Raw genomic sequence first — 20,288 nt, forward strand, 5'->3', positions numbered from 1 at the left:
CCTTAACTACAGGAGTTTGAGGCGAATGCGCAAATATTCGGTTTTTGCCGTGGCCCGCGAGGCGCTCAGAGCTCACAAGGGCTGGGAAGCCCAGTGGGTCTCCCCCGAGCCGCGTCAGGCTTATGACGTCATCATCATCGGCGGCGGCGGCCACGGCCTCGGCGCGGCCTATTACCTGGCCAAGGAACACGGCATCACCAATGTCGCGGTGATCGAAAAGGGCTGGATTGGCGGCGGCAATACCGGACGCAACACCACCATCATCCGGTCCAACTATCTCTATGAAGAGAGCATGGACATTTACGAGCATTCCCTGAAGCTGTGGGAAGGCCTCAGCCAGGATCTCAACTACAACGTCATGTACTCGCCGCGCGGCGTGATGATGCTGTCGCACAATGTGCATGACCAGCAGTCGTTCAAGCGCCACATCAATGCCAACAATCTCTACGGCATCGACAATGAATGGCTGACGCCCGAGCAGGCCAAGGCTTATTGCCCGCCGCTCGACATCGCCAAGACCGCCCGCTATCCGATCAACGGTGCGGCATTGCAGCGCCGCGGCGGCACGGCGCGTCACGATGCGGTGGCCTGGGGTTTTGCCCGTGCTGCCTCGGATCGCGGCGTGCACATCATCCAGAACACGGAAGTGACCGGCATTCGCCGCGGGCCGAACGGCGAAGTCACCGGCGTCGAGACGAATCGCGGCTTCATCGGCGCGAAGAAGATCGGCGTTTCGGCGGCGGGACATTCCTCTGTCGTCATGGGCATGGCCGGCGTCCGCCTGCCGGTGCACTCCACGCCGCTTCAGGCGCTCGTGTCCGAGCCGATGAAGCCGATCTTCCCCTGCGTCGTGATGTCCAACACGGTGCATGCCTATATCTCACAGTCCGACAAGGGCGAGTTCGTCATTGGCGCCGGCACGGACCAGTACAATTCGTACTCGCAGACCGGCGGCCTGCAGATCATCACCCATACGCTCGATGCGATCTGCGAACTGTTCCCGATGTTCCGCCGCGTCAAGATGATGCGTCAGTGGGGCGGCATCACCGACAACACAGCCGACCGTTCGCCGATCCAGGGCGTCACGCCGGTGCCCAACCTGTTCGTCAATGCGGGCTGGGGAACCGGCGGCTTCAAGGCGACGCCGGGCTCGGCCAACCTCTTCGCACACCTGATCGCCAAGGGCGAACCGCACCGGCTGGCGGCGGGTCTCACCCTCGACCGGTTCCGCACCGGTCGCCTGATCGACGAGGCGGCTGCCGCCGCCGTGGCGCACTGATCCTCAAAGGACGTTCATCATGCTGCTGATCAAATGCCCCTATTGCGAGGAAGAGCGTTCCGAGCTCGAGTTCCGCGCCGCCGGCGAGGCGCATATCGCCCGACCGTCCAACATTGCCGACATCACGGATGAAGAGTTCGCGGACTATTTCTTCCTGCGCGACAATCCGAAGGGCCTCATCTTCGAACGCTGGCGCCATATGCATGGCTGCGGCCGCTTCTTCAACGCGGTGCGCGATTCCGTCAGCGACAAGATCCACTTGACCTACAAGGCCGGCGAGCCGAAGGCGGATGTCTCGGCCTTCCTCCCGAACGCATTCGAGAAGGGAGCGTCGAAATGAGCGGCGCCAATCGTATTCCCGGCAGGGGTCGCCTGACGCCGGCCCGCACCGCCCGGTTCACCGTCGACGGCCGCTGCATTACCGCCTATGAGGGCGACACCGTCGCCTCCGCCATGCTAGCCAACGGCCTGCATCTGGCCGGCCGGTCGTTCAAGTACCACCGTCCGCGCGGCATCCTGACGGCCGGTCCGGAAGAGCCGAACGCGCTGCTCGACGTGTCGCGCGATGCCGCCCGGCGCCAGCCGAATGTGCGCGCGACCGTGCAGGAAGTGTTCGACGGCATGAAGGTCGAGACGCAGAATCGCTGGCCGTCGCTGTCCTTCGACATTGGCGAGATCAACGACTTCTTCTCGCCCTTCTTCGCCGCCGGCTTCTACTACAAGACCTTCATGTGGCCGAAGAGCTTCTGGCATTCGGTCTACGAACCCTTCATCCGCCGCGCCGCCGGCCTTGGCGTTGCGCCGAAGGAAGAGGATCCGGATCACTATTCCAGCCGCTACGCCCATTGCGACGTTCTCGTCGTCGGCGGCGGTGCAGCCGGTCTTGCCGCGGCACTTGCCGCAGCCGAGACCGGTGCCGAGGTCATCCTCTGCGACGAACAACCGGAACTGGGCGGTGCCTTCCACTACGACACCGGCGCGACCGTCGACGGCCAGAACGGCTATGACTGGGCGCAGTTGACCGCCGCGCGGCTGGCTGCCATGCCGAACGTCCGTATCCTCTCCCGCACCACGGCCTTCGGCTACTACAACCACAACTTCGTGGCACTTGCCGAGCGCGTCACCGACCATCTCGCCAAGCCGGCCAAGAGCCTGCCGCGCGAGCGGCTGTGGCAGGTCCGCACCAAGAAGGTCGTGCTCGCCACCGGGTCGATCGAGCGCCATATGGTGTTCGCCAACAATGACCGGCCGGGCATCATGCTGGCGTCCGCGGCGCGCACCTATCTCAATCATTTCGGCGTGGCCGTCGGGGCCAAGGTCGGCGTCTACACTGCCCATGATTCGGCCTATGAGGCCGCCTTCGACCTGAAGCGCGCCGGTATCAGCATCCCGGCGATCGTCGACTGCCGCGAAAAGCCCGGCGAGAAGGTTCTGGCCCAGGCCCGCTCGCTTGGCATCGAAGTGCTTGTCGGCCATTCCGTCACCGACACGGCAGGGCGCCTGCGCATCCGCTCGATGACGGTGAAGCGCAACGGCAGTAGCAGCGCCCGAAAGATCGAGGTCGACGCGCTGATCGTCTCGGCCGGGTGGACGCCGTCCGTCCATCTGTTCTCGCAAGCGCGCGGCAAGTTGAAGTTCGATGCCGCCAATGACCGCTTCCTGCCGGATGTCTATGCGCAGGACAGCATCTGCGTCGGCACCTGCAACGGTACCGACGACCTGCAGTCGATCATCGACGAGGCGTTTGCAGCCGGCGCCCGGATGGCGAAGGAAGCCGGCGCGACCGGCTCCGTTTCGTCGGCGCCCACCGGGGTCAATGTCTTCGGCTGGACCGGCGGCATGATCGGTGCGGCCGAAGGGGCAGGGCGCGACACCAGCGTTAAGGCTTTCATCGACTTCCAGCACGATGTCTGCGCCAAGGACATCCGCCTGGCGGTGCGCGAGGGCATGCACTCGATCGAGCACATCAAGCGCTTCACCACCAATGGCATGGCCTCCGACCAGGGCAAGCTGTCCAACATGCATGGCCTGGCGATCGCCGCGGAAATGCTCGGCAAGGAGATCCCCAAGGTGGGTCTCACCACCTTCCGCGCGCCCTATACGCCGGTGACCTTCGGCACGCTGATCAACCACTCGCGCGGCGAGCTGTTCGATCCCACCCGCAAGACCCCGATGCATGCCTATGAGGCTTTGCTCGGCGCGGCGTTCGAGGATGTCGGCAACTGGAAGCGCGCCTGGTACTATCCTCGCCCCGGTGAGGACATGCATGCGGCGGTCAATCGCGAATGCAAGATGGTCCGCGAGGCCGCCGGCGTGTTCAACGCCTCGACGCTCGGCAAGATCGAGGTGGTCGGCCCGGATGCGGCCGAGTTCCTCAGCCTCATGTACACCAATGCCTGGGACACGCTGAAACCCGGCAAGTGCCGCTACGGCATCATGACCCGAGACGACGGCTTCGTCTATGACGACGGCGTTGTCGGTCGCCTGGCCGACGACCGCTTCCATGTGACGACGACGACGGGCGGCGCGCCGCGCGTGCTCAATCACATGGAGGACTACCTGCAGACGGAGTTTCCACATCTCAAGGTGTGGCTCACCTCGTCGAGCGAGCAGTGGGCGGTCATCGCCGTCCAGGGGCCGAAAGCGCGCGACATCATCGCGCCTTTCGTGGAAGGCATCGACATCTCGAACGAAGCCTTCCCGCACATGAGCGTGGCCGAAGGCAGGTTCTGCGGCGTGCCGACCCGGCTGTTCCGCGTGTCGTTCACCGGCGAGCTCGGTTTCGAAGTCAACGTGCCGGCCGATTTCGGCGCCGATGTCTTCCAGAAGATCTGGGAACGGGCCGAAAGCCTCGGCGCCTGCCTCTACGGCACCGAGACCATGCACGTGCTGCGCGCCGAGAAGGGCTACATCATCGTCGGCCAGGACACCGACGGCACGCTGACCCCGGACGATGCCGGCTATGGCTGGGCCGTGTCGAAGAAGAAGAAAGACTTCGTCGGTATCCGCGGCCTGAAGCGACCGGACCTGGTCAAGGAAGGGCGCAAGCAGCTCGTCGGCCTGCTGACCAAGAACCCGAAGGAGGTTCTGGAGGAGGGCGGCCAGATCGTTGCCGATCCGAACCAGCCGAAGCCGATGACCATGCTCGGTCACGTCACCTCGTCCTACTGGTCGGAAAACCTCGGCCGGTCGATCGCGATCGCGACGCTGGTCGGCGGTCGGGCGCGTATGGGCGAAACGCTCTACGTGCCGATGAAGGACAAGACCATCGCGGTCGAGGTGACCGATACCGTATTCTTTGACAAGGAAGGGGGCCGCATCCATGGCTGATGTCACCGTCGCTGAACGCAAGTCCGTACTCGCCGGAGCCCATGGCGGTTCGCCATCGGTGCGGCTGAGGCCCGCCGAGCCCGCGACGCGGGTGTCGCTCCGGGCCGGGGCGGAAGACGTCGCCGCGCTATCCAAGGCGCTCGGCGTCAAGCTGCCGGTCAAGCCGAAGGGCTCGGCCGGCACGAAGGGCCGCATGGCGTTCTGGCTCGGGCCGGACGAATGGCTGCTGATCGACGACAAGGGCGGCGATCTGATGGCCGACTGCGCCGCGTCCGGCGTGGTCCATTCGGCGACCGATGTCTCGCACCGGAATACCGCGATCATCGTATCGGGACCGGGGGCTGCCAATGCCATCAATGCCGGCTGTTCGCTGAACCTGTCGCTCGCCACCTTCCCGGTTGGCGCCGTCACCCGCACGGTGTTCGGCAAGATCGAGATCGTGCTCTATCGCATCGACGAAGAGACCTTCCGGGTCGAGTGCTGGCGCTCGTTCGCCGAATATGCCTTCGGCTTGCTGGCCGAGGCGGCCGAAGACGCCGCGGCATAAAGTTTGAAGACCGTGGCCGGGGAACGCTAGGGTCCCGGCCAGCCCTTCCACTGGACCCAGCGTCCGTGGAAATCGGCGCGGCCGATCTCGTGGTGCTCGCCGCTCGGCCAGACCTGCAGGGTGAGTGCGGCACCGTCCGGCTTGCCGTCCGCTTCCATCTGCAGCCGGGCAAGCGGTGCGTCGCTCGTTGCGCGGGCGCCCGCCTGCGCGATCAGCGCCTCGCCCCGGGCTTTCAGCTCTTGCGGAAAATACTGCCAGACGACGGAATGGTAGACGACGTGGACGAGGCCTAAATGCGGTCGGGACAGGCGCTCGACCAGCCAGTGGATGGCGTCGACCCGATCGATCGTCAGGCCGGACCCGGCGGCGATTTCAAGGGCCTTGCGGGTTCGCTCCAACCGATCCGCCTGATCGGCCCAGATATAGGCGGCAAGCCGCTCGCGGTCGTCGGCGGAGGACGGATCGAGCGGATTGAGGTCGCAGCCGGCCCGCTCCGAAACCTCGAGATCGGCCCTGGGCGGCGGTGGCCCCTTCCAGTCGGGCGCGAGCGCGACATTCGAGGCTGGCCCCCAGGAAACGTCGCCGAGCCGATAGGCATAGCGGTCCCATTGCAGGTTGAGCCCGGCGCTGGCGCCGACTTCCGACAGCATGAGCGGCTTGCCGAACAGCCTGCCAATGGTGAGGAACCCCGGTAGTAGCGCGCCTGAGCGGCGCACTTCGTTGGTCTGCGGGGGGGAGCGCAGCCACTCGAGGATGAACGCCTCGTCGCGGCGCAGCGCCGCATCGACAGCGGTCCAGAGGTTTTCGTCTGAGGTATTGTTGGGTGGATAGGCGGCGGCAAGGTCCGAGTCCTGCCCGGAACGAACGACGGCATGCAACGAGCCCGCGAACCTTAATGCCAGGGCATCGCCTGTGCCCGTCGGATCGCCCTGCCACAGCAGCAAATGCCGACCGACTGCCGTCTCATCGTTCAGCCTTTCGGCTGCCATTCGGCAGAGGCGGGCGGTGAAGGGCGAGCCGAGATCGTCGCAGGCCTTTGCCTGCCGCTGGAAGGACTGGCGGACCGCTTCGGCCGTCTCCATGCTCACAGACCTTCCGGGCGATCTTTCGGATCGAACTGGATGATGGTCATCCAGGTGGCGGTGAGCGCCGGCTTGCGTTCGCCCTCGATCTCGATCGTGACGTCATACGCGGTCATCATCATGCCCGCGCCGCGGAACCGCGCCTCGGACAGCACGAAATGGCCGCGAATGCGCTTGCCGCATTTGACCGGCGTCATGAAGCGCACCTTGTCGAAGCCGTAGTTGATGCCCATCGTCTGTTCGCGGATCTTCGGCAGGCAGTCATAGTTCATGGTCGACAGCAGCGAAAGCGTCAGAAAACCGTGGGCGATGGTGCCGCCGAATGGCGTCTCGGCTGCAGCCCGCACCGGATCGACGTGGATGAACTGGTGATCGTCGGTCGCGCCGGCGAAGGCGTCGATCATGGTCTGATCAACGGTGATCCATTTCGAAACGCCGATCTCCTGGCCGATCAGCGACGAAACCTCGGACAGGGAAATCTCACGGGGCATGGAACCTCACCAATGGTTGCAGTCGAAAAATTCTTACAGGGGCTCTGGCAAACAGGGAATAGCGCGTCTTTGCCTAGGGATAATGAAAAAATCAGCGCTCGACGTAAAATTCCACCGATCTCGGCCTGAGGCGGATTTGTCGCACCGGGCGATCGCCCGGCAGGTGCCGCCAGCTCTTCTTGTCGCCCGGCGGCAGATGGAAGTCCAGAGCTGTGCGGCAGCGGTTGAAGAGTATGGCGAGCCTGACCTCGGTCTTGAGTTGATAGTCGACGCTGTTGACCAGCATGATGAATCCGGGACCTTCTTCGTCCTCCCAGTCGGCAACCGCCATCGGCGTACCGGCGGGTGAGAGCCATGCAACATCCGCCTCTCCGGAAAAGAACCGCGTGTCCGTAAACACCGAAAATCGCTTCCGCATCGCCGAGAGACCGGCGACAAGGGCGATCAGGTGCTCGTCGACCGTTTCCCAGTCGAGCCAGGTCAGTTCGTTGTCCTGGCAATAGGCATTGTTGTTGCCATGCTGGGTCCGGCCGAGTTCGTCGCCCGCGGTCAGCATGATCGTCCCGCGCGTGGCAAACAGGGTGGAAAGAAGGGCGGCGACGTCCTGGCGGCGATGCGCCAGGACCGTGCGATTGTCAGGCTCGCCTTCGACGCCATTGTTCCAGGAGTAGTTCTCGTCATGGCCGTCGCGGTTGTGTTCGCCGTTTCGGCCATTGCGCTTGTGGCTGTGGGAAACCAGATCGAAGAGGGTGAAACCGTCGTGCGCGGCGATGAAGTTGACGCTGCGGGTCTCTGTTCCTCCATTGCGCGCGAAGATGTCGGACGACCCCGCAAGCGCGGTGGCGAGCGCGCCCACCTTGTGGCCGTCGCCGCGCCAGTAGCGGCGGATGTCGTCGCGCGCCCGGTCGTTCCATTCGAGGAAGTCGTCGGGAAAATTGCCGAGCTGATAGCCGCCAGGACCAATGTCCCAAGGCTCGGCGATCATCACCCGGTCTTCCAGCACCTCGTCGGTCAGGATGGCGTGCAGCGTGCGGGAGGTGGTGTGAAAGCCATGCGCGCTCCGGCCGATGATTGGCGCCAGATCGAAACGGAAGCAGTCAATGCCGGCGTGAATGACGAAATGGCGCAGGCTGTCGATGATCAGACGGCGGACATAGGGGTGATCGCAGGCGAGCGTGTTGCCGCAGCCGGTGTCGTTGACCAGAATGCCCGGATTGTCGTGCAGGTGGCGGTAGCAGCACAGGTTGTCGAGGCCGCGCAAGGACAGCGTCGTGCCGAGCTTGTCGCTTTCGCCGGTGTGGTTGAAGACGAGATCGAGGATGACACCGATGCCGGCCTCATGCAGCGTGTGCACCGTTTCGCGCAGTTCCGTCATGCCGCCCGGCACGATGCGCGGATCGAGCGCCATCAGCGCGATCGGGTTGTAGCCCCAGGCATTGGTGAGGCCGAGCGGCGGCAAGTGCCGTTCGTCGATCCAGGCGACGATCGGCATCAGTTCGATGGCGTCGACGCCGAGCCTCTTCAGGTGCTTGATGACGGCGGGGTGGGCGAGGGCCGAAACGGTGCCGCGCTGTTCGGCCGGAACGTCCGGGTGGCGCTGGGTGAAGGCCTTGACTGCGACTTCATAGATGAAGCCGCCCTTGGGCAGCAGCGGGCGCATGGGTCTTGCCAGCGGATCGTCTGTCACAATGGCCTTCGGCACCAGCGCCGCCGTATCGGCGCCGAACACCGAGAGGCGCGGATCGTGGGCAAAGGGCCGGTCGATCTCCTTGGCATAGGGATCGACCAGGAGCTTCGACGGATCAAACCAGAAGCCCTGGTCCGGCGCGTAGCGGCCGTGGGCGCGGTAGCCATAGCGGGCGCCCGGCACCACGCCGTCCACATGCAGCCGGTGCACGTCGTCGCCGCCGCGGTTCATCGGCAGGCGGCAGATCTCCGCCCGGCCGACACTGTCGAACAGGCAGAGCTCGATCCGTTCGGCATGATGCGACCAGACGGCGAAATCCGTGCCCCTGTCCGTCAGTGCCACGCCGCCTGGCCGGTTTTCGATACGGTTCATGATGGGGTCAGGTGATTACGCTCGGCGTGTCGCGGCCGGTCCGGGTGCGAATGTCGGCGAGGCTTTCGGCCGCGGCGATCAGGTCGGCCAGAGCGCCCTGGGTTTCGAGATCGTGGCGGCTGGCGTCGGGTTCATATCGCTCGATGTAGACGCGCAGCGTTGCGCCCGACGTGCCGGTGCCGGAAAGGCGGAAGACGACGCGCGATCCGCCTTCGAACAGGATGCGGATGCCCTGGTTGTTGCTGACCGACTGGTCGACCGGATCGAGATAGGAGAAATCGTCGGCCGCGGTCACGACGAGGTCGCCGATCTTCGTGCCCGGCAGCGTGGCGAGCCTGGCGCGCAGGGCAGCCATCAGTCCGTTGGCTGCATCGCTGTCGACTTCCTCGTAGTCGTGGCGCGAGTAATAGTTGCGGCCGTAGGTCGCCCAGTGTTGCGTGACGATGTCGCGCACGCTCTCGCCGCGCACGGCCAGAATGTTGAGCCAGAGAAGCACGGCCCAGAGCCCGTCCTTTTCGCGCACATGGCTCGATCCGGTGCCGGCCGATTCCTCGCCGCAAATGGTCACCTTGCCGGCGTCGAGCAGGTTGCCGAAGAACTTCCAGCCGGTTGGCGTCTCGTACATGCCGATGCCGAGTTTTTCGGCCACCCGGTCGGCTGCGGCACTCGTCGGCATGGAGCGGGCGATGCCGGCAATACCCTTGTTGTAGCCGGGCGCCAAGTGCGCGTTCGCGGCGAGGATGGCCAGACTGTCGGAAGGGGTGACGAAGATGCCCTTGCCGATCACCAGATTGCGGTCGCCATCGCCATCGGAGGCGGCGCCGAAATCGGGAGCGGCGTTGCCCGCCATCATCTCGTCGTAGAGTTCCTTGGCATGCACGAGATTCGGGTCGGGATGGTGGCCGCCGAAGTCGGGCAGGGGGATGAAGTTGCGAACCGTGCCGGCCGGCGCGCCGAGGCGGCCCTCGATGATCTCCTTGGCATAGGGGCCGGTCACGGCGCTCATCGCGTCGAAGACCATGCGGAAGCCGAGGCCGAACAGGTTGCGGATGGCGCCGAAGTCGAACAGATCTTCCATCAGCGAGGCATAGTCGGCGACCGGGTCGATGACCTCGACCGCCATGCCGTCGACCACGGTGGTGCCGGTCGCATCGAGATCGACATCGGCTGCATCGACGATCCTGTAGCTTTCGATCACCCGCGAGCGCTGGAAGACCGCGTCGGTAATCCTCTCCGGCGCCGGGCCGCCATTGCCGATATTGTATTTGATGCCGAAGTCCTCGGTCGGGCCGCCGGGATTGTGGCTGGCCGAGAGGATGATGCCGCCGAAGGCCTTGTACTTGCGGATGACGTGCGAGGCGGCCGGGGTCGAGAGAATGCCGCCCTTGCCGACCAGGATCCTGCCGAAGCCGTTGGCTGCGGCCATCTTGATCGCCTTCTGGATCACTTCGCGATTGTAGAAGCGGCCATCGCCGCCAATCACCAGCGTCTTGCCGGCGAAGTCCTCGAGACTGTCGAAGACCGACTGGATGAAGTTCTCCGCATAGTTCTGCTGCTGGAAGACCGGAACCTTCTTGCGCAGGCCGGAGGTCCCCGGCTTCTGGTCCGCGAAGGGCTTGGTGGCGACGGTCGAGATCATGGACTTACTGGCCTTTCGAGACGAGGCGTTGATAGAGTTCGGCATAGCGCTCAGCGCTTCTGCCCCAGGAGACGTCGCATTTCATCCCCTGCTTCTGCAACTGGCCCCAGATTTTTGCCGAGGCGTGGAGGCGCACCGTGCGGCGGACCGCCGAACGCAGTGCGTCGGCCGAGCCCGGCGCGAATTTGATGCCGGTTGCGGTCTGGGCGGTGAGGGCCGCTTCGTTGGCGTCGATGATGGTGTCCGCCAGGCCGCCGGTGCGGGCGACCACCGGCACGCAGCCGTAGCGCAGGCCGTAGAGCTGGGTGAGGCCGCAGGGCTCGAAGCGCGACGGGATGAGGATGGCATCGGCGCCCGCCTGCATCAGATGCGACAGCGGTTCGTCATAGCCGACCACCATGCCGATCCGGCCCTTGTGGCGGGCGGCGGCGGCAAGCAGGCTGGATTCGAGCGCATGGTCTCCGGAGCCGAGAATGACAAGCCTCGCGCCGGCCGCGACGATCGTGTCGGTGACCTCGGCAAGCAGGTCCATGCCCTTCTGCCAGGTCAGGCGCGAGATGACGCAGAAGATCGGCCCGTCGTCGCTGTCGAGCGAGAAGCGGGCGGCCAGCGCGTCGCGGTTCGCCTGGCGCTTCTTCAGCGCGGCGGACGCGTAGGTCTGGGGGATGTGCTGGTCGGTCGCCGGGTTCCAGACGGTGGCGTCGATCCCGTTGACGATGCCGTAGAGGTCGTCGGTGCGGCTGGCGATGACGCCTTCCAGCCCCATGCCGAAGGCGGGGGTCAGGATCTCCTCGGCATAGGAGGGGCTGACGGTGCTGATCGCATGGGCGGCGACCAGCCCGCCCTTCAGGTAGCTGACCGTTCCGTAATATTCGAGCGCTTCCCAGAAGGCATGGGCGGGCAGGCCGAGTTCGGGGAAGATTTCCGACGGGAACTGGCCCTGGAAGGCGATGTTGTGGATGGTCATCAGGCTCGGCCGTTCCGGCGCCTCGCCATAGCGCATGAAGACCGGCGTCAGCGCGCTTTGCCAGTCATGGGCGTGGACGAGGTCCGGCTGCCAATCGGCAATGGCGCCCGTGGCGATCTCCGCTCCGGCCTTGGACAGCACGGCGAACCGCTTCCAGTTATCGGCATAGTCGCGGCTGTTGGGATCGACATAGGGGCCGCCGGCGCGTTCGTACAGTGTCGGCGCATCCAGCACGAGAATGTCCACGCCTTCATGGCGTGCCTCGAGGAGGCTCGCCTGTACGCCCAGCAGGTCGGCGAATTCGGCGCGTTTCACCGGATTGCGGATGGCCTTCATGACGGCCGGATAGCCGGGGATCAGGGTCTTGGTCTCTATCCCATAGGCTTTCAGCGCCAGCGGCAATGCGCCGGCGACGTCGGCAAGCCCCCCGGTCTTGACGAGCGGGTAGAGTTCGGACGTGACCGAGAGGACCTTCATCAGCCTGCCACGCCGAGTTTGTCGATCATCGGTTGGGTGATCAGGCAGATGCCTTCCTCAGAACGACGGAAGCGCCGGGCATCCATTTCGGCATCCTCGCCGACGATCAGGCCCTCGGGGATCACCACGCCATGGTCGATGATGACATTGGTCAGACGCGCATGACGGCCGATCACGACCTTCGGCAGGACCACCGCGCCTTCGAGACGCGAATAGGAATTGGCCCGAACCCCGGTGAAGAGCAGGCTCTTGTAGAGCGACGAGCCGGAGATGATGCAGTCGCCGGCCACCAGCGAGGAGATCGCCGAACCGCGCCGACCCTCGTCGTCATGCACGAACTTGGCCGGAGGGGTGATCTCCGAATAGGTCCAGATCGGCCAGGACTTGTCGTAGATGTCGAGCTCCGGAACGATGTCCGTCAGGTCGATATTGGCCTGCCAGTAGGCGTCGAGCGTGCCGACGTCACGCCAATAGGGTGTGCGCTCGAAGTCGGAGCGCACACAGGAATGCGCGAAGCGATGCGCCACCGCTTTGCCGTTCGAGACGATGTAGGGAATGATGTCCTTGCCAAAATCGCGGCTCGAATGCGGATCTGCGGCGTCGCGGCGCAGGATGTCCATCAGGAACTTCGTGTGGAACACGTAGATGCCCATGGATGCAAGCGCGAATTCCTCATTGCCGGGAATGCCTGGCGGATCGGCCGGCTTTTCAATGAAGGCGATGATCTCGTCATTGCCGTCGACATGCATGACGCCAAAGCCGCTGGCTTCCATGCGCGGCACTTCCAGGCAGCCGATGGTCACATCGGCGCGGGAATCGACGTGCTGCTGCAGCATCAGCTCGTAGTCCATCTTGTAGATGTGGTCGCCCGCCAGGATGACCATGTATTCCGGACCGTAGGGTTCGATGATATCGATGTTCTGGTAGACCGCGTCGGCCGTGCCCTCATACCACTGCGTTTCGGAAACGCGCTGGCTGGCCGGCAGCACGTCGAAGCTCTCGTTGCGCTCGGGCCTGAGGAAGTTCCAGCCGCGCTGTAGGTGGCGGATGAGCGAGTGAGCCTTGTACTGCGTCGCGACGCCGATGCGGCGGATGCCTGAATTGATCGCGTTGGACAGGGCGAAATCGATGATGCGGGCCTTGCCGCCGAAATAGACGGCGGGCTTGGCGCGCCGGTCCGTCAGTTCCTTGAGGCGGCTTCCCCTGCCGCCGGCAAGCACATAAGCCATGGCATCGCGCGCCAGGGGTTGGGGTCGCTTCTCCATCATTTCGCCTCCCGCCTCAGTTTTCTTGTTCCAGCATGATCACGGCCAGCGGCGGCAAGGTCAGGATGGCGGATGCGCGGCCGCCGTCTCCCGGTCCGGCCTCCACGCGTCCCCCGTTGCCCTTGCCGCTGCCGCCGTAGATTTCCGCGTCGGTATTGAGAATTTCGCGCCAGCGCCCGGTGGTGGGCAGCGGCACGACATAGCCCTCATGATAGACCGGCGTCAGATTGCAGATCACCGCGATCGTCTTTTCGCCAGGCGCCTTGCGCAGCCAGGCAATGACGGAATTGTCCTGATCGCCGGCGATCAGCCATTCGAAGCCTTCGCCTTCGCAGTCTCGGGCATGCAGCGCCGGCTTCGAGCGGTAGGTGAAGTTGAGGTCGCGCACCAGCCGCCGCATTCCCTCGTGCAGTGCGTACTGCAGCAGGTTCCAGTCGAGTGAGCGCTCCTCGCTCCACTCGCTCCACTGGGCGAATTCCTGGCCCATGAACAGCAGCTTCTTGCCCGGATGGCCCCACATGAAGCCGTAGTAGCTCCGCAGGTTGGCGAATTTCTGCCAGTCGTCGCCGGGCATCTTGGCGATCATAGACCCCTTGCCGTGCACGACCTCGTCATGGGAGATCGGCAGCACGAAGTTTTCGGAGAAGGCATAGAGCAGGCCGAAGGTCAGTTCCTGGTGGTGGAACTTGCGGTGCACCGGATCACGGGCGAAATAGCTCAGCGTGTCGTGCATGAAGCCCATGTTCCACTTGAAGCCGAAGCCGAGACCGCCTTCATGCACCGGCTGGGAGACCTTGGGCCAGGAGGTGGATTCCTCGGCGATGGTCATGATGCCCGGATGAGTGCCGTAGACGGCCTTGTTCATCTGCTGCAGGAAGCGCACGGCCTCCAGATTTTCCCGCCCGCCATATTCGTTGGGGACCCACTCGCCTTCCTTGCGCGAATAGTCGAGGTAGAGCATGGAGGCCACGGCATCGACGCGCAGTCCGTCGAGATGGAATTTTTCCGCCCAGTAGAGCGCGTTGTTGACCAGATAGGAGACGACCTCCAGGCGGCCGAAATTGTAGATCGCCGTGTTCCAGTCGGGATGGAAGCCCTGGCGCGGATCGGCATGCTCGTAGAGCGCCGAGCCGTCGAACCAGCGCAGCCCGTGGGCATCGGTGGGGAAATGGGCCGGAACCCAGTCGAGGATGACGCCGAGGCCGACCTTATGGCAGCCGTTGACGAAGCGGGCGAAGCCCTCCGGTTCGCCGAAGCGGGCCGTCGGAGCGTAGAGGCCGGTCGTCTGGTAGCCCCAGGATGGATCGTAGGGGTGTTCCGTGATCGGCATGAATTCGATGTGGGTGAAGCCCATGTCGACGCAATAGGGGATGAGGCGCGCGGCCATTTCGTCCCAGCTGAGCATGGTGCCGTCGTCGCGCCGCTGCCAGGAGCCGGCATGCACCTCGTAGACGCTGATCGGCTGGCGGCGCTGGTCGATGGTCGCCCAGTGCTTGCGGTGCGCCCCATCCTCCCAGGTCTGCTCGAGTTCGGCGGTGGTCACGGAGGCGTTCTTCGGTCGAAGCTCGGCGCGCCGCGCATAGGGGTCGGCCTTCAGCGGCTGCGGTTCGCCGTTCTTGCCGATGATCTCGAACTTGTAGGCGGAACCGGGCCGCACGTCGGGCGCGAAGATTTCCCAGATGCCGGTGTCGCGGCGAAGCCGCATGACATGGCGGCGTCCGTCCCACTCGTTGAAATCGCCGACGACGGAAACACGCCTGGCATTCGGCGCCCAGACGGCGAAATGAAAACCGTCGACGCCCTGATGCTTCAGCGGATGGGCGCCCATCTTGTCGAACAGGCGCAGATGCGAGCCTTCGCGGACGAAATAGTCGTCCATCGGCCCGAGCACCGGCCCGAAACTGTAGGGATCGGTGACGGTCCACTCCACATCGCCGCGGGTCGCGCGGTAGCGCAGCGGCTGGAAGCTGTCGGCCGTGACCGGTCCACAGAAGAAGCCGGCAGGGTCGAGGCACTGCAATTCCCCGAGCGGGGCGCCGCCGATGGAGAAGGCCGCGATCGCCTCGGCGCCGGGAACGAAGCAGCGCGCCACGAAGCCCGCAGCGGTCTTCTGCAAGCCCAGGACCGAGAACGGGTCTTCGTGACTGCCGTGAACAATCGCGTCTATTTCGGCGGGCGAGGGTGCCTCCGGCCGCGCGGTATCACCGATCTTCTTCGGTGATTTTGCCATCAGGCTCTCCAAATGTCGGCGGTGTACTGGCGAATGGTCCGATCGGAGGAGAACCAGCCCATGCGCGCCGTGTTGCGGATCGTCTTGGAATACCATGTGGCATCGTCGCCCCACAGAGCGTCCACCCGGCGCTGGGCCGCGGCATAGGCGTTGAAGTCGGCCGCGACCATGAACCAGTCATGCTGGTACAACCCGTCGACCAGGCCGGCAAAGCGGCCCGGATCGTCGGGCGAAAAGACGCCGGACGCGATTGCGGACAGGGCCTGGGACAGCTCGCGCGAGCCTTCGATCACGGCGCGCGGATTGTGTCCTCCGGCGCGTACCTTTCCGACCTCGCCGGCCGTCATGCCAAAGATCACAATGTTCTCCTCGCCCACATGGTCGCGCATCTCCACATTGGCCCCGTCGAGGGTGCCGATGGTCAGCGCACCATTCAACGCGAACTTCATGTTCCCGGTTCCCGATGCTTCCATGCCTGCGGTCGAAATCTGTTCGGAGAGGTCGGCGGCCGGCACCATCACCTCGGCGAGCGAGACATTGTAGTTGGGGATGAACACGACCTTCAGCAGGTTGCGGACGGCCGGGTCGTTGTTGATGACGCGGGCGACGTCGTTGGCGAGTTTGATGATCAGCTTGGCATTGTGATAGCTCGGCGCGGCCTTGCCGGCGAACAGCTTGACGCGCGGCACCCAGTCGCGCTCCGGGTGGGTGCGGATCTGGTCGAACAGCGCCACTGTCTCGATGATGTTCAAGAGCTGGCGCTTGTATTCGTGGATGCGCTTGATCTGGATGTCGAACATCGCCGACGGGTCGAGCCGGATGCCCATGCGGCTGGCGACGAGATTGGCCAGCTGCTCCTTGTTGGCACGCTTGACGGCGGCGAACTGCTTCTGGAACTCCTTGTCGTCGGCATAGGCGTCGAGCGCCTTCAGCTTTTCGGCGTCGTCGAGGAAGTCCGGACCCACCGTGTCGCGGATCAGCGAGGTCAGGCGCGGATTGCACTGCATCAGCCAGCGGCGCGGTGTGATGCCGTTGGTCTTGTTGTTGATGCGGTCCGGGTAGAGCTTATGCAGGTCGGCGAACACCGTTTCCTTCATCAGCTCGGTATGCAGCGCGGATACGCCGTTGATGCTGTGGGAGCCGATGAAGGCGAGGTTGCCCATGCGCACCCGTCGGTCGCCGCTTTCGTCGATCAGGGAGATATGGCTGATCTCGTGGTCGGAGAAGTTGCGGTTCTTGCGTGCGTCACGCAGGATCTTGGCATTGATCGCATAGACCAGCTGCATGTGCCGAGGCAGCAGCCGCTCGAACAGCGGCACCGGCCAGCTTTCCAGCGCTTCGGGAAGCAGGGTGTGGTTGGTGTAGGAGAAGGTGCGCCAGGTGATGTCCCAGGCCGTGTCGAAGTCGAGGCCGTGCACGTCGCAGAGCAGGCGCATCAGTTCGGTGACGGAAATGGCCGGGTGCGTGTCGTTGAGCTGGATCGCCACTTTGTCGGGCAGGGCCGACAGTTCGTTGCCCTGTTGCAGATGGCGGCGAAGGATGTCCTGCAGTGAAGCTGAACAGAAGAAGTACTCCTGCCGGAGTCTCAACTCCTGGCCGGCGGTGGTCGCGTCGGCCGGGTAGAGCACGCGGGTCAGCGTCTCGGCCTTGTTGCTTTCCTTGAGCGCGCCGATGTGGTCGCCGGCGTTGAAGGCTTCGAGCAGGATCGGATCAATCGGCTGGGCCGACCAGAGTCTCAGCGTGTTGACGTGGTCGCCGCGCCAGCCGACGACCGGTGTGTCGTAGGCGGTGGCGATCACCCGTTCGCCGGGCTTCCAGACGAAATGCGGTTCGTCGTCATGGCCGGAGACGGTGTCCACCGCGCCGCCGAAGCCGATCTCGTAGGAACTCTCGCGGCGCTCGAACTCCCAGGGGTTGCCGTGGGCGAGCCAGGTCTCGGGAAGCTCCACCTGCCAGCCGTCGGCCATTTGCTGGCGGAACAGGCCGTGCACGTAGCGGATGCCGTAGCCATAGGCGGGAATGTGGACGGTCGCCATGGATTCCATGAAGCAGGCGGCCAGCCGGCCGAGGCCGCCATTGCCAAGCGCGGCGTCTGCTTCCAGGCCGGCAATCACGTCGAGGTCGACGCCCATCGAGGCGAGTGCCTGGCGGATCTCGTCCATCATGCCGAGATTGGACATGGCGTCGCGCATCAGCCGGCCGATGAGGAATTCGAGCGAGAGGTAGTAGACGCGTTTGGCGTTGTTGTTATAGGCGGCGCGCGTCGTTTCCATCCATCGGTCGATGATGCGGTCGCGCACGACCAGGATGGTGGCCGTCAGCCAGTCATGCGGCGTCGCCACCTTGGCGTCCTTGCCGATCCCATAGGTCAGCCGCTCGATGATCTCGGCGGCGAGAACCTCCGGATCGGAGACGCGGGGCTGCGGCAAGGGCAGGTCGGCTTTGCTCAGGCTCTTGATCATCATCTCGCCAGTTCGGTTACTCGCCAATCGGGATGCGGTGCCGATTCTCCCCTAACGGCACGCGTTTACGAGACACAGTTTACGCATCGTTACGAAGGTCTTGCAACACAGGAAATTGGCAATGGTGAAAAACACCCGATCGCGACGGTTGGCATCAAGTAGCTGAAATTCAAAGACTTGCGGGCGGGGTTGCCGGAGGCGAAAAAGGCCGCCTCCCGATGGGGTGCGGCCTGTCCTGTTGTCTGTCCGGACGCGTTGGACCGGCTCTTGCCCGAACTCAGTTGGTCAGGCGCGTGGCGGCCATGGATGCCTTCTCACCGATCTCCTTGAAGGCGGCGACGAGCTGGGCGGCATCGTTTGCGTCATAATAGTGGGACGTGTCCGTGGCGCAGTAGGACAGCAGCGCCTGGCCGCGGGCCGGTGCCATGAAGGCCACGCTGAAGACCTCCACATCAGCCGCCCTGGCGCTGTCGCACCAGGCCTTGGTCGACGTATCGGCGCTGGTGTAGTTGTTGTCGCCGTCGGTCATGAAGATAATGAACTTGCCCGGATCCTTTTGGCCGTTCTTGGCGATGTGGGCGTTGACCTCCGAAGTCGCCGTCACCTTCTGGTAGGCGGTCTTGAAGGCGTTGGACGAATCCGTGCCGCCGGTCGCCGTCAGGGCGTTGACATAGTTCGTCACGGTGGTTGTTCCCCATTCGAACGTCGTCGGCGTCTGGCTGGACGAATTGTAGGAGATCGCCGCCGTGCGGACGTATTTCTTCTCAGGATCGGCGGTGTCGAGCTGATCCACGAGGTCGGCGACAGCAAGCTTCAACGCCTCGATCTTGGTATAGTATTTCAGACAGGAATAGGTTCTGCCATTCTTCTTGCAAGTGCCGGTATAGGTCGTGCTGGTGTTTTCGCCCATCGAGCCGGAGCGGTCGAGCACCAGATACATCGACAGCGCGTTCTTGCTCTCGGTCGTGCTTTCCGACGTGCTCGACACGCCGATGCGTACGGTCTCGTAGCCCAGCAGCTTGGTGAAGGCGTTCATGCTCACATCGTATTGCCCGTTCACCGTCACCTGATAGGTGTTGGTGGCGCCGCTCGCTCCTGCGGTGCGATGGACACTGGCGAGGGCGGTGTCGGCGAGATCCTGGGCGGCCTGTTCTTCTTGTTCGGTAGGCAGGGCGCCGCTCTGGTTGGTGTTCTTGAACTGTGCCGCCATAAACTTCTTGGCCAGCGCAATGGCTTCTTCGTCGGTGATACCCTTGCCGGCAAGGGCCGAGGCAGCGGACAGCGCGGCGGAATCGGCTGCGTCCTGCAGTGCGGATCGCACCTGCACCAGCTTGGCGAGGTCCATCGCGACACCTGCACCGGCCAGGAGGACGGGCAAGAGGATTGCCGTCATCGTGCCGAAGTTGCCGCCGCGATCCTTCATGAACGCGCGGAACAGTGTGTGCTTTTTTCTGGTATCGACCATCATGTTCATCCGTCAAAAACGAGCACTTTGACGAACTGATACAGAAGAAACCTGTGTTTCGACTTAAGTGGAAAGGTAAAATTCTAGCGAACTGGCTGGAATGCCGGTCATTGGCCTATTTGACAGGGATGACGTCCACCGCCTGCGCCGTCTGGTGGCTGCCGTAGCTCTTCAGTACGCCGATGACGGGCGCGACATCCGAATAGTCGCGGCCGTAGGAGGTGACGATGTGGTCGCCGCCGACCGTGATGTTGTTGGTCGGATCGAGTTCGATCCAACCCACGGTCCCGCCGCACCACACCCGGACCCAGGCATGCATGGCATCGGCGCCTTCCAGCCGTTCCTTGCCCGGCGGCGGAATGGTCCGAAGGAAGCCGCTGACGTAGCCGGCCGGAATGCCGAGGCTCCTCAGCGCGATGATCATCACATGGGCGAAGTCCTGGCACACGCCGCGCTTCAGCGAAAAGGCCTCCATCGGCGGCGTATCGACGGTGGTGGCTTCCGGGTCGTATTTGAAATCGTCGTGGATGCGCGCGCAGATCGTTTCGGCGATCTGGCGCACGGTGGAGCTGGGCTTCAGCGTCGCGCGCGCATAGTCGGCGATCATCGGCTCGGCGCCGAGTCGCGGGCTCGTGCCGAGGAAATGGTGCGGCGATTCCGGTCCGAGCGACCAGAAATCGGACAGCTCTTCCGGCAGTTCGGCGAGGATCGGCGAAAAATCTGCGGTCAGCGGCTGTGCCTGGATCGAGACGCGGGCCTGCATGCGGATGTCGAACTTCTCGTGCGGCGAGCGATACATGACGTAGGTCGCCGGATGCTGGAAGAAGTCGGTGAAGTTCGAACGCTCGTCCGGCTTGGGGGTGACCGTGATCGTGCCGGCCACGAGACGCTGCCGTTCGGGCAGCGACAAAGGCAGCAGGCGCAGGATGTGGTGCGCGCCCGAGGCCGGGACGTCGTAGAGATAGCCGATATGCAGCGAGAGATCGTAAAGCATG

The 20,288-nt window shown here is 64.1% G+C and carries 14 protein-coding genes; 4 read left to right on the forward strand and 10 right to left on the reverse strand.

The window, feature by feature from the left end:
• Positions 1 to 25: 25 nt before the first annotated feature.
• The 4 genes from AC07Y0_RS02270 to AC07Y0_RS02285 are packed head-to-tail and all read left to right on the forward strand — an operon-like array spanning position 26 to position 5,156.
• Positions 26 to 1,279, forward strand: a complete 1,254-nt coding sequence (locus tag AC07Y0_RS02270; RefSeq protein WP_498674137.1) for a sarcosine oxidase subunit beta family protein — start codon at positions 26 to 28, stop codon at positions 1,277 to 1,279.
• 19 nt (positions 1,280 to 1,298) lie between these two features.
• The gene (locus AC07Y0_RS02275; protein ID WP_498674139.1) at positions 1,299 to 1,619 is read left to right on the forward strand and encodes a sarcosine oxidase subunit delta; all 321 of its coding nucleotides are present in this window, start codon (positions 1,299 to 1,301) and stop codon (positions 1,617 to 1,619) included.
• A complete protein-coding gene (locus AC07Y0_RS02280) occupies positions 1,616 to 4,609 on the forward strand; it encodes a sarcosine oxidase subunit alpha (protein WP_498674141.1) in 2,994 nt (997 codons plus the stop codon). Before AC07Y0_RS02275 ends, AC07Y0_RS02280 begins: the two co-directional genes overlap by 4 nt.
• Positions 4,602 to 5,156 (forward strand): sarcosine oxidase subunit gamma, encoded by a 555-nt coding sequence (locus tag AC07Y0_RS02285; RefSeq protein WP_498674143.1) that lies wholly within the window; start codon positions 4,602 to 4,604, stop codon positions 5,154 to 5,156. Before AC07Y0_RS02280 ends, AC07Y0_RS02285 begins: the two co-directional genes overlap by 8 nt.
• A gap of 26 nt (positions 5,157 to 5,182) precedes the next feature.
• On the opposite strand, the gene AC07Y0_RS02290 is transcribed toward AC07Y0_RS02285, so the two are convergent.
• From AC07Y0_RS02290 to AC07Y0_RS02335, 10 genes are all read right to left on the reverse strand, one after another.
• Positions 5,183 to 6,238, reverse strand: coding sequence for a DUF2332 domain-containing protein (locus AC07Y0_RS02290; RefSeq protein WP_498674145.1), 1,056 nt, complete (start codon positions 6,236 to 6,238; stop codon positions 5,183 to 5,185).
• Between the two features lie 2 nt (positions 6,239 to 6,240).
• Positions 6,241 to 6,729 (reverse strand): MaoC family dehydratase, encoded by a 489-nt coding sequence (locus tag AC07Y0_RS02295; protein ID WP_498674147.1) that lies wholly within the window; start codon positions 6,727 to 6,729, stop codon positions 6,241 to 6,243.
• 91 nt (positions 6,730 to 6,820) lie between these two features.
• Complete coding sequence (gene glgX / locus AC07Y0_RS02300) at positions 6,821 to 8,788, reverse strand: glycogen debranching protein GlgX (protein WP_498674151.1); 1,968 nt, start codon at positions 8,786 to 8,788, stop codon at positions 6,821 to 6,823.
• A 7-nt stretch (positions 8,789 to 8,795) separates the two neighbouring features.
• Complete coding sequence (locus tag AC07Y0_RS02305; protein ID WP_498674153.1) at positions 8,796 to 10,427, reverse strand: alpha-D-glucose phosphate-specific phosphoglucomutase; 1,632 nt, start codon at positions 10,425 to 10,427, stop codon at positions 8,796 to 8,798.
• Positions 10,428 to 10,431: 4 nt separating this feature from the next.
• The gene (gene glgA, locus AC07Y0_RS02310) at positions 10,432 to 11,871 is read right to left on the reverse strand and encodes a glycogen synthase GlgA (protein WP_498674155.1); all 1,440 of its coding nucleotides are present in this window, start codon (positions 11,869 to 11,871) and stop codon (positions 10,432 to 10,434) included.
• The gene (gene glgC, locus AC07Y0_RS02315; protein WP_498674156.1) at positions 11,871 to 13,139 is read right to left on the reverse strand and encodes a glucose-1-phosphate adenylyltransferase; all 1,269 of its coding nucleotides are present in this window, start codon (positions 13,137 to 13,139) and stop codon (positions 11,871 to 11,873) included. The genes glgA and glgC overlap by 1 nt, the downstream gene beginning before the upstream one ends.
• A 13-nt stretch (positions 13,140 to 13,152) precedes the next feature.
• Entirely contained in the window at positions 13,153 to 15,366 is a 2,214-nt protein-coding gene (glgB, locus tag AC07Y0_RS02320) for a 1,4-alpha-glucan branching protein GlgB (protein ID WP_498674157.1), read from the reverse strand.
• Complete coding sequence (locus AC07Y0_RS02325) at positions 15,366 to 17,828, reverse strand: glycogen/starch/alpha-glucan phosphorylase (RefSeq protein ID WP_498680162.1); 2,463 nt, start codon at positions 17,826 to 17,828, stop codon at positions 15,366 to 15,368. The genes glgB and AC07Y0_RS02325 overlap by 1 nt, the downstream gene beginning before the upstream one ends.
• Before the next feature lie 277 nt (positions 17,829 to 18,105).
• Positions 18,106 to 19,293 (reverse strand): vWA domain-containing protein, encoded by a 1,188-nt coding sequence (locus tag AC07Y0_RS02330; RefSeq protein WP_498674158.1) that lies wholly within the window; start codon positions 19,291 to 19,293, stop codon positions 18,106 to 18,108.
• Positions 19,294 to 19,408: 115 nt separating this feature from the next.
• Complete coding sequence (locus AC07Y0_RS02335; protein ID WP_498674160.1) at positions 19,409 to 20,287, reverse strand: transglutaminase family protein; 879 nt, start codon at positions 20,285 to 20,287, stop codon at positions 19,409 to 19,411.
• Between the last annotated feature and the right edge of the window lies 1 nt (position 20,288).

The sequence above is a fragment of the Allorhizobium sp. GW101-3B10 genome, from assembly GCF_059424725.1.

Excerpts from the sequence above, each read along its gene's own strand:
- AC07Y0_RS02295 (WP_498674147.1), bottom strand. The coding sequence starts at position 6,729 with ATGCCCCGTGAGATTTCCCTGTCCGAGGTTTCGTCGCTGATCGGCCAG.
- glgX (WP_498674151.1), bottom strand. The coding sequence starts at position 8,788 with ATGAACCGTATCGAAAACCGGCCAGGCGGCGTGGCACTGACGGACAGG.
- AC07Y0_RS02285 (WP_498674143.1), top strand. The coding sequence starts at position 4,602 with ATGGCTGATGTCACCGTCGCTGAACGCAAGTCCGTACTCGCCGGAGCC.
- AC07Y0_RS02330 (WP_498674158.1), bottom strand. The coding sequence starts at position 19,293 with ATGGTCGATACCAGAAAAAAGCACACACTGTTCCGCGCGTTCATGAAG.
- AC07Y0_RS02280 (WP_498674141.1), top strand. The coding sequence starts at position 1,616 with ATGAGCGGCGCCAATCGTATTCCCGGCAGGGGTCGCCTGACGCCGGCC.
- glgB (WP_498674157.1), bottom strand. The coding sequence starts at position 15,366 with ATGGCAAAATCACCGAAGAAGATCGGTGATACCGCGCGGCCGGAGGCA.
- glgA (WP_498674155.1), bottom strand. The coding sequence starts at position 11,871 with ATGAAGGTCCTCTCGGTCACGTCCGAACTCTACCCGCTCGTCAAGACC.
- AC07Y0_RS02290 (WP_498674145.1), bottom strand. The coding sequence starts at position 6,238 with ATGGAGACGGCCGAAGCGGTCCGCCAGTCCTTCCAGCGGCAGGCAAAG.
- AC07Y0_RS02275 (WP_498674139.1), top strand. The coding sequence starts at position 1,299 with ATGCTGCTGATCAAATGCCCCTATTGCGAGGAAGAGCGTTCCGAGCTC.
- AC07Y0_RS02305 (WP_498674153.1), bottom strand. The coding sequence starts at position 10,427 with ATGATCTCGACCGTCGCCACCAAGCCCTTCGCGGACCAGAAGCCGGGG.
- AC07Y0_RS02270 (WP_498674137.1), top strand. The coding sequence starts at position 26 with ATGCGCAAATATTCGGTTTTTGCCGTGGCCCGCGAGGCGCTCAGAGCT.
- glgC (WP_498674156.1), bottom strand. The coding sequence starts at position 13,139 with ATGATGGAGAAGCGACCCCAACCCCTGGCGCGCGATGCCATGGCTTAT.
- AC07Y0_RS02335 (WP_498674160.1), bottom strand. The coding sequence starts at position 20,287 with ATGCTTTACGATCTCTCGCTGCATATCGGCTATCTCTACGACGTCCCG.
- AC07Y0_RS02325 (WP_498680162.1), bottom strand. The coding sequence starts at position 17,828 with ATGATCAAGAGCCTGAGCAAAGCCGACCTGCCCTTGCCGCAGCCCCGC.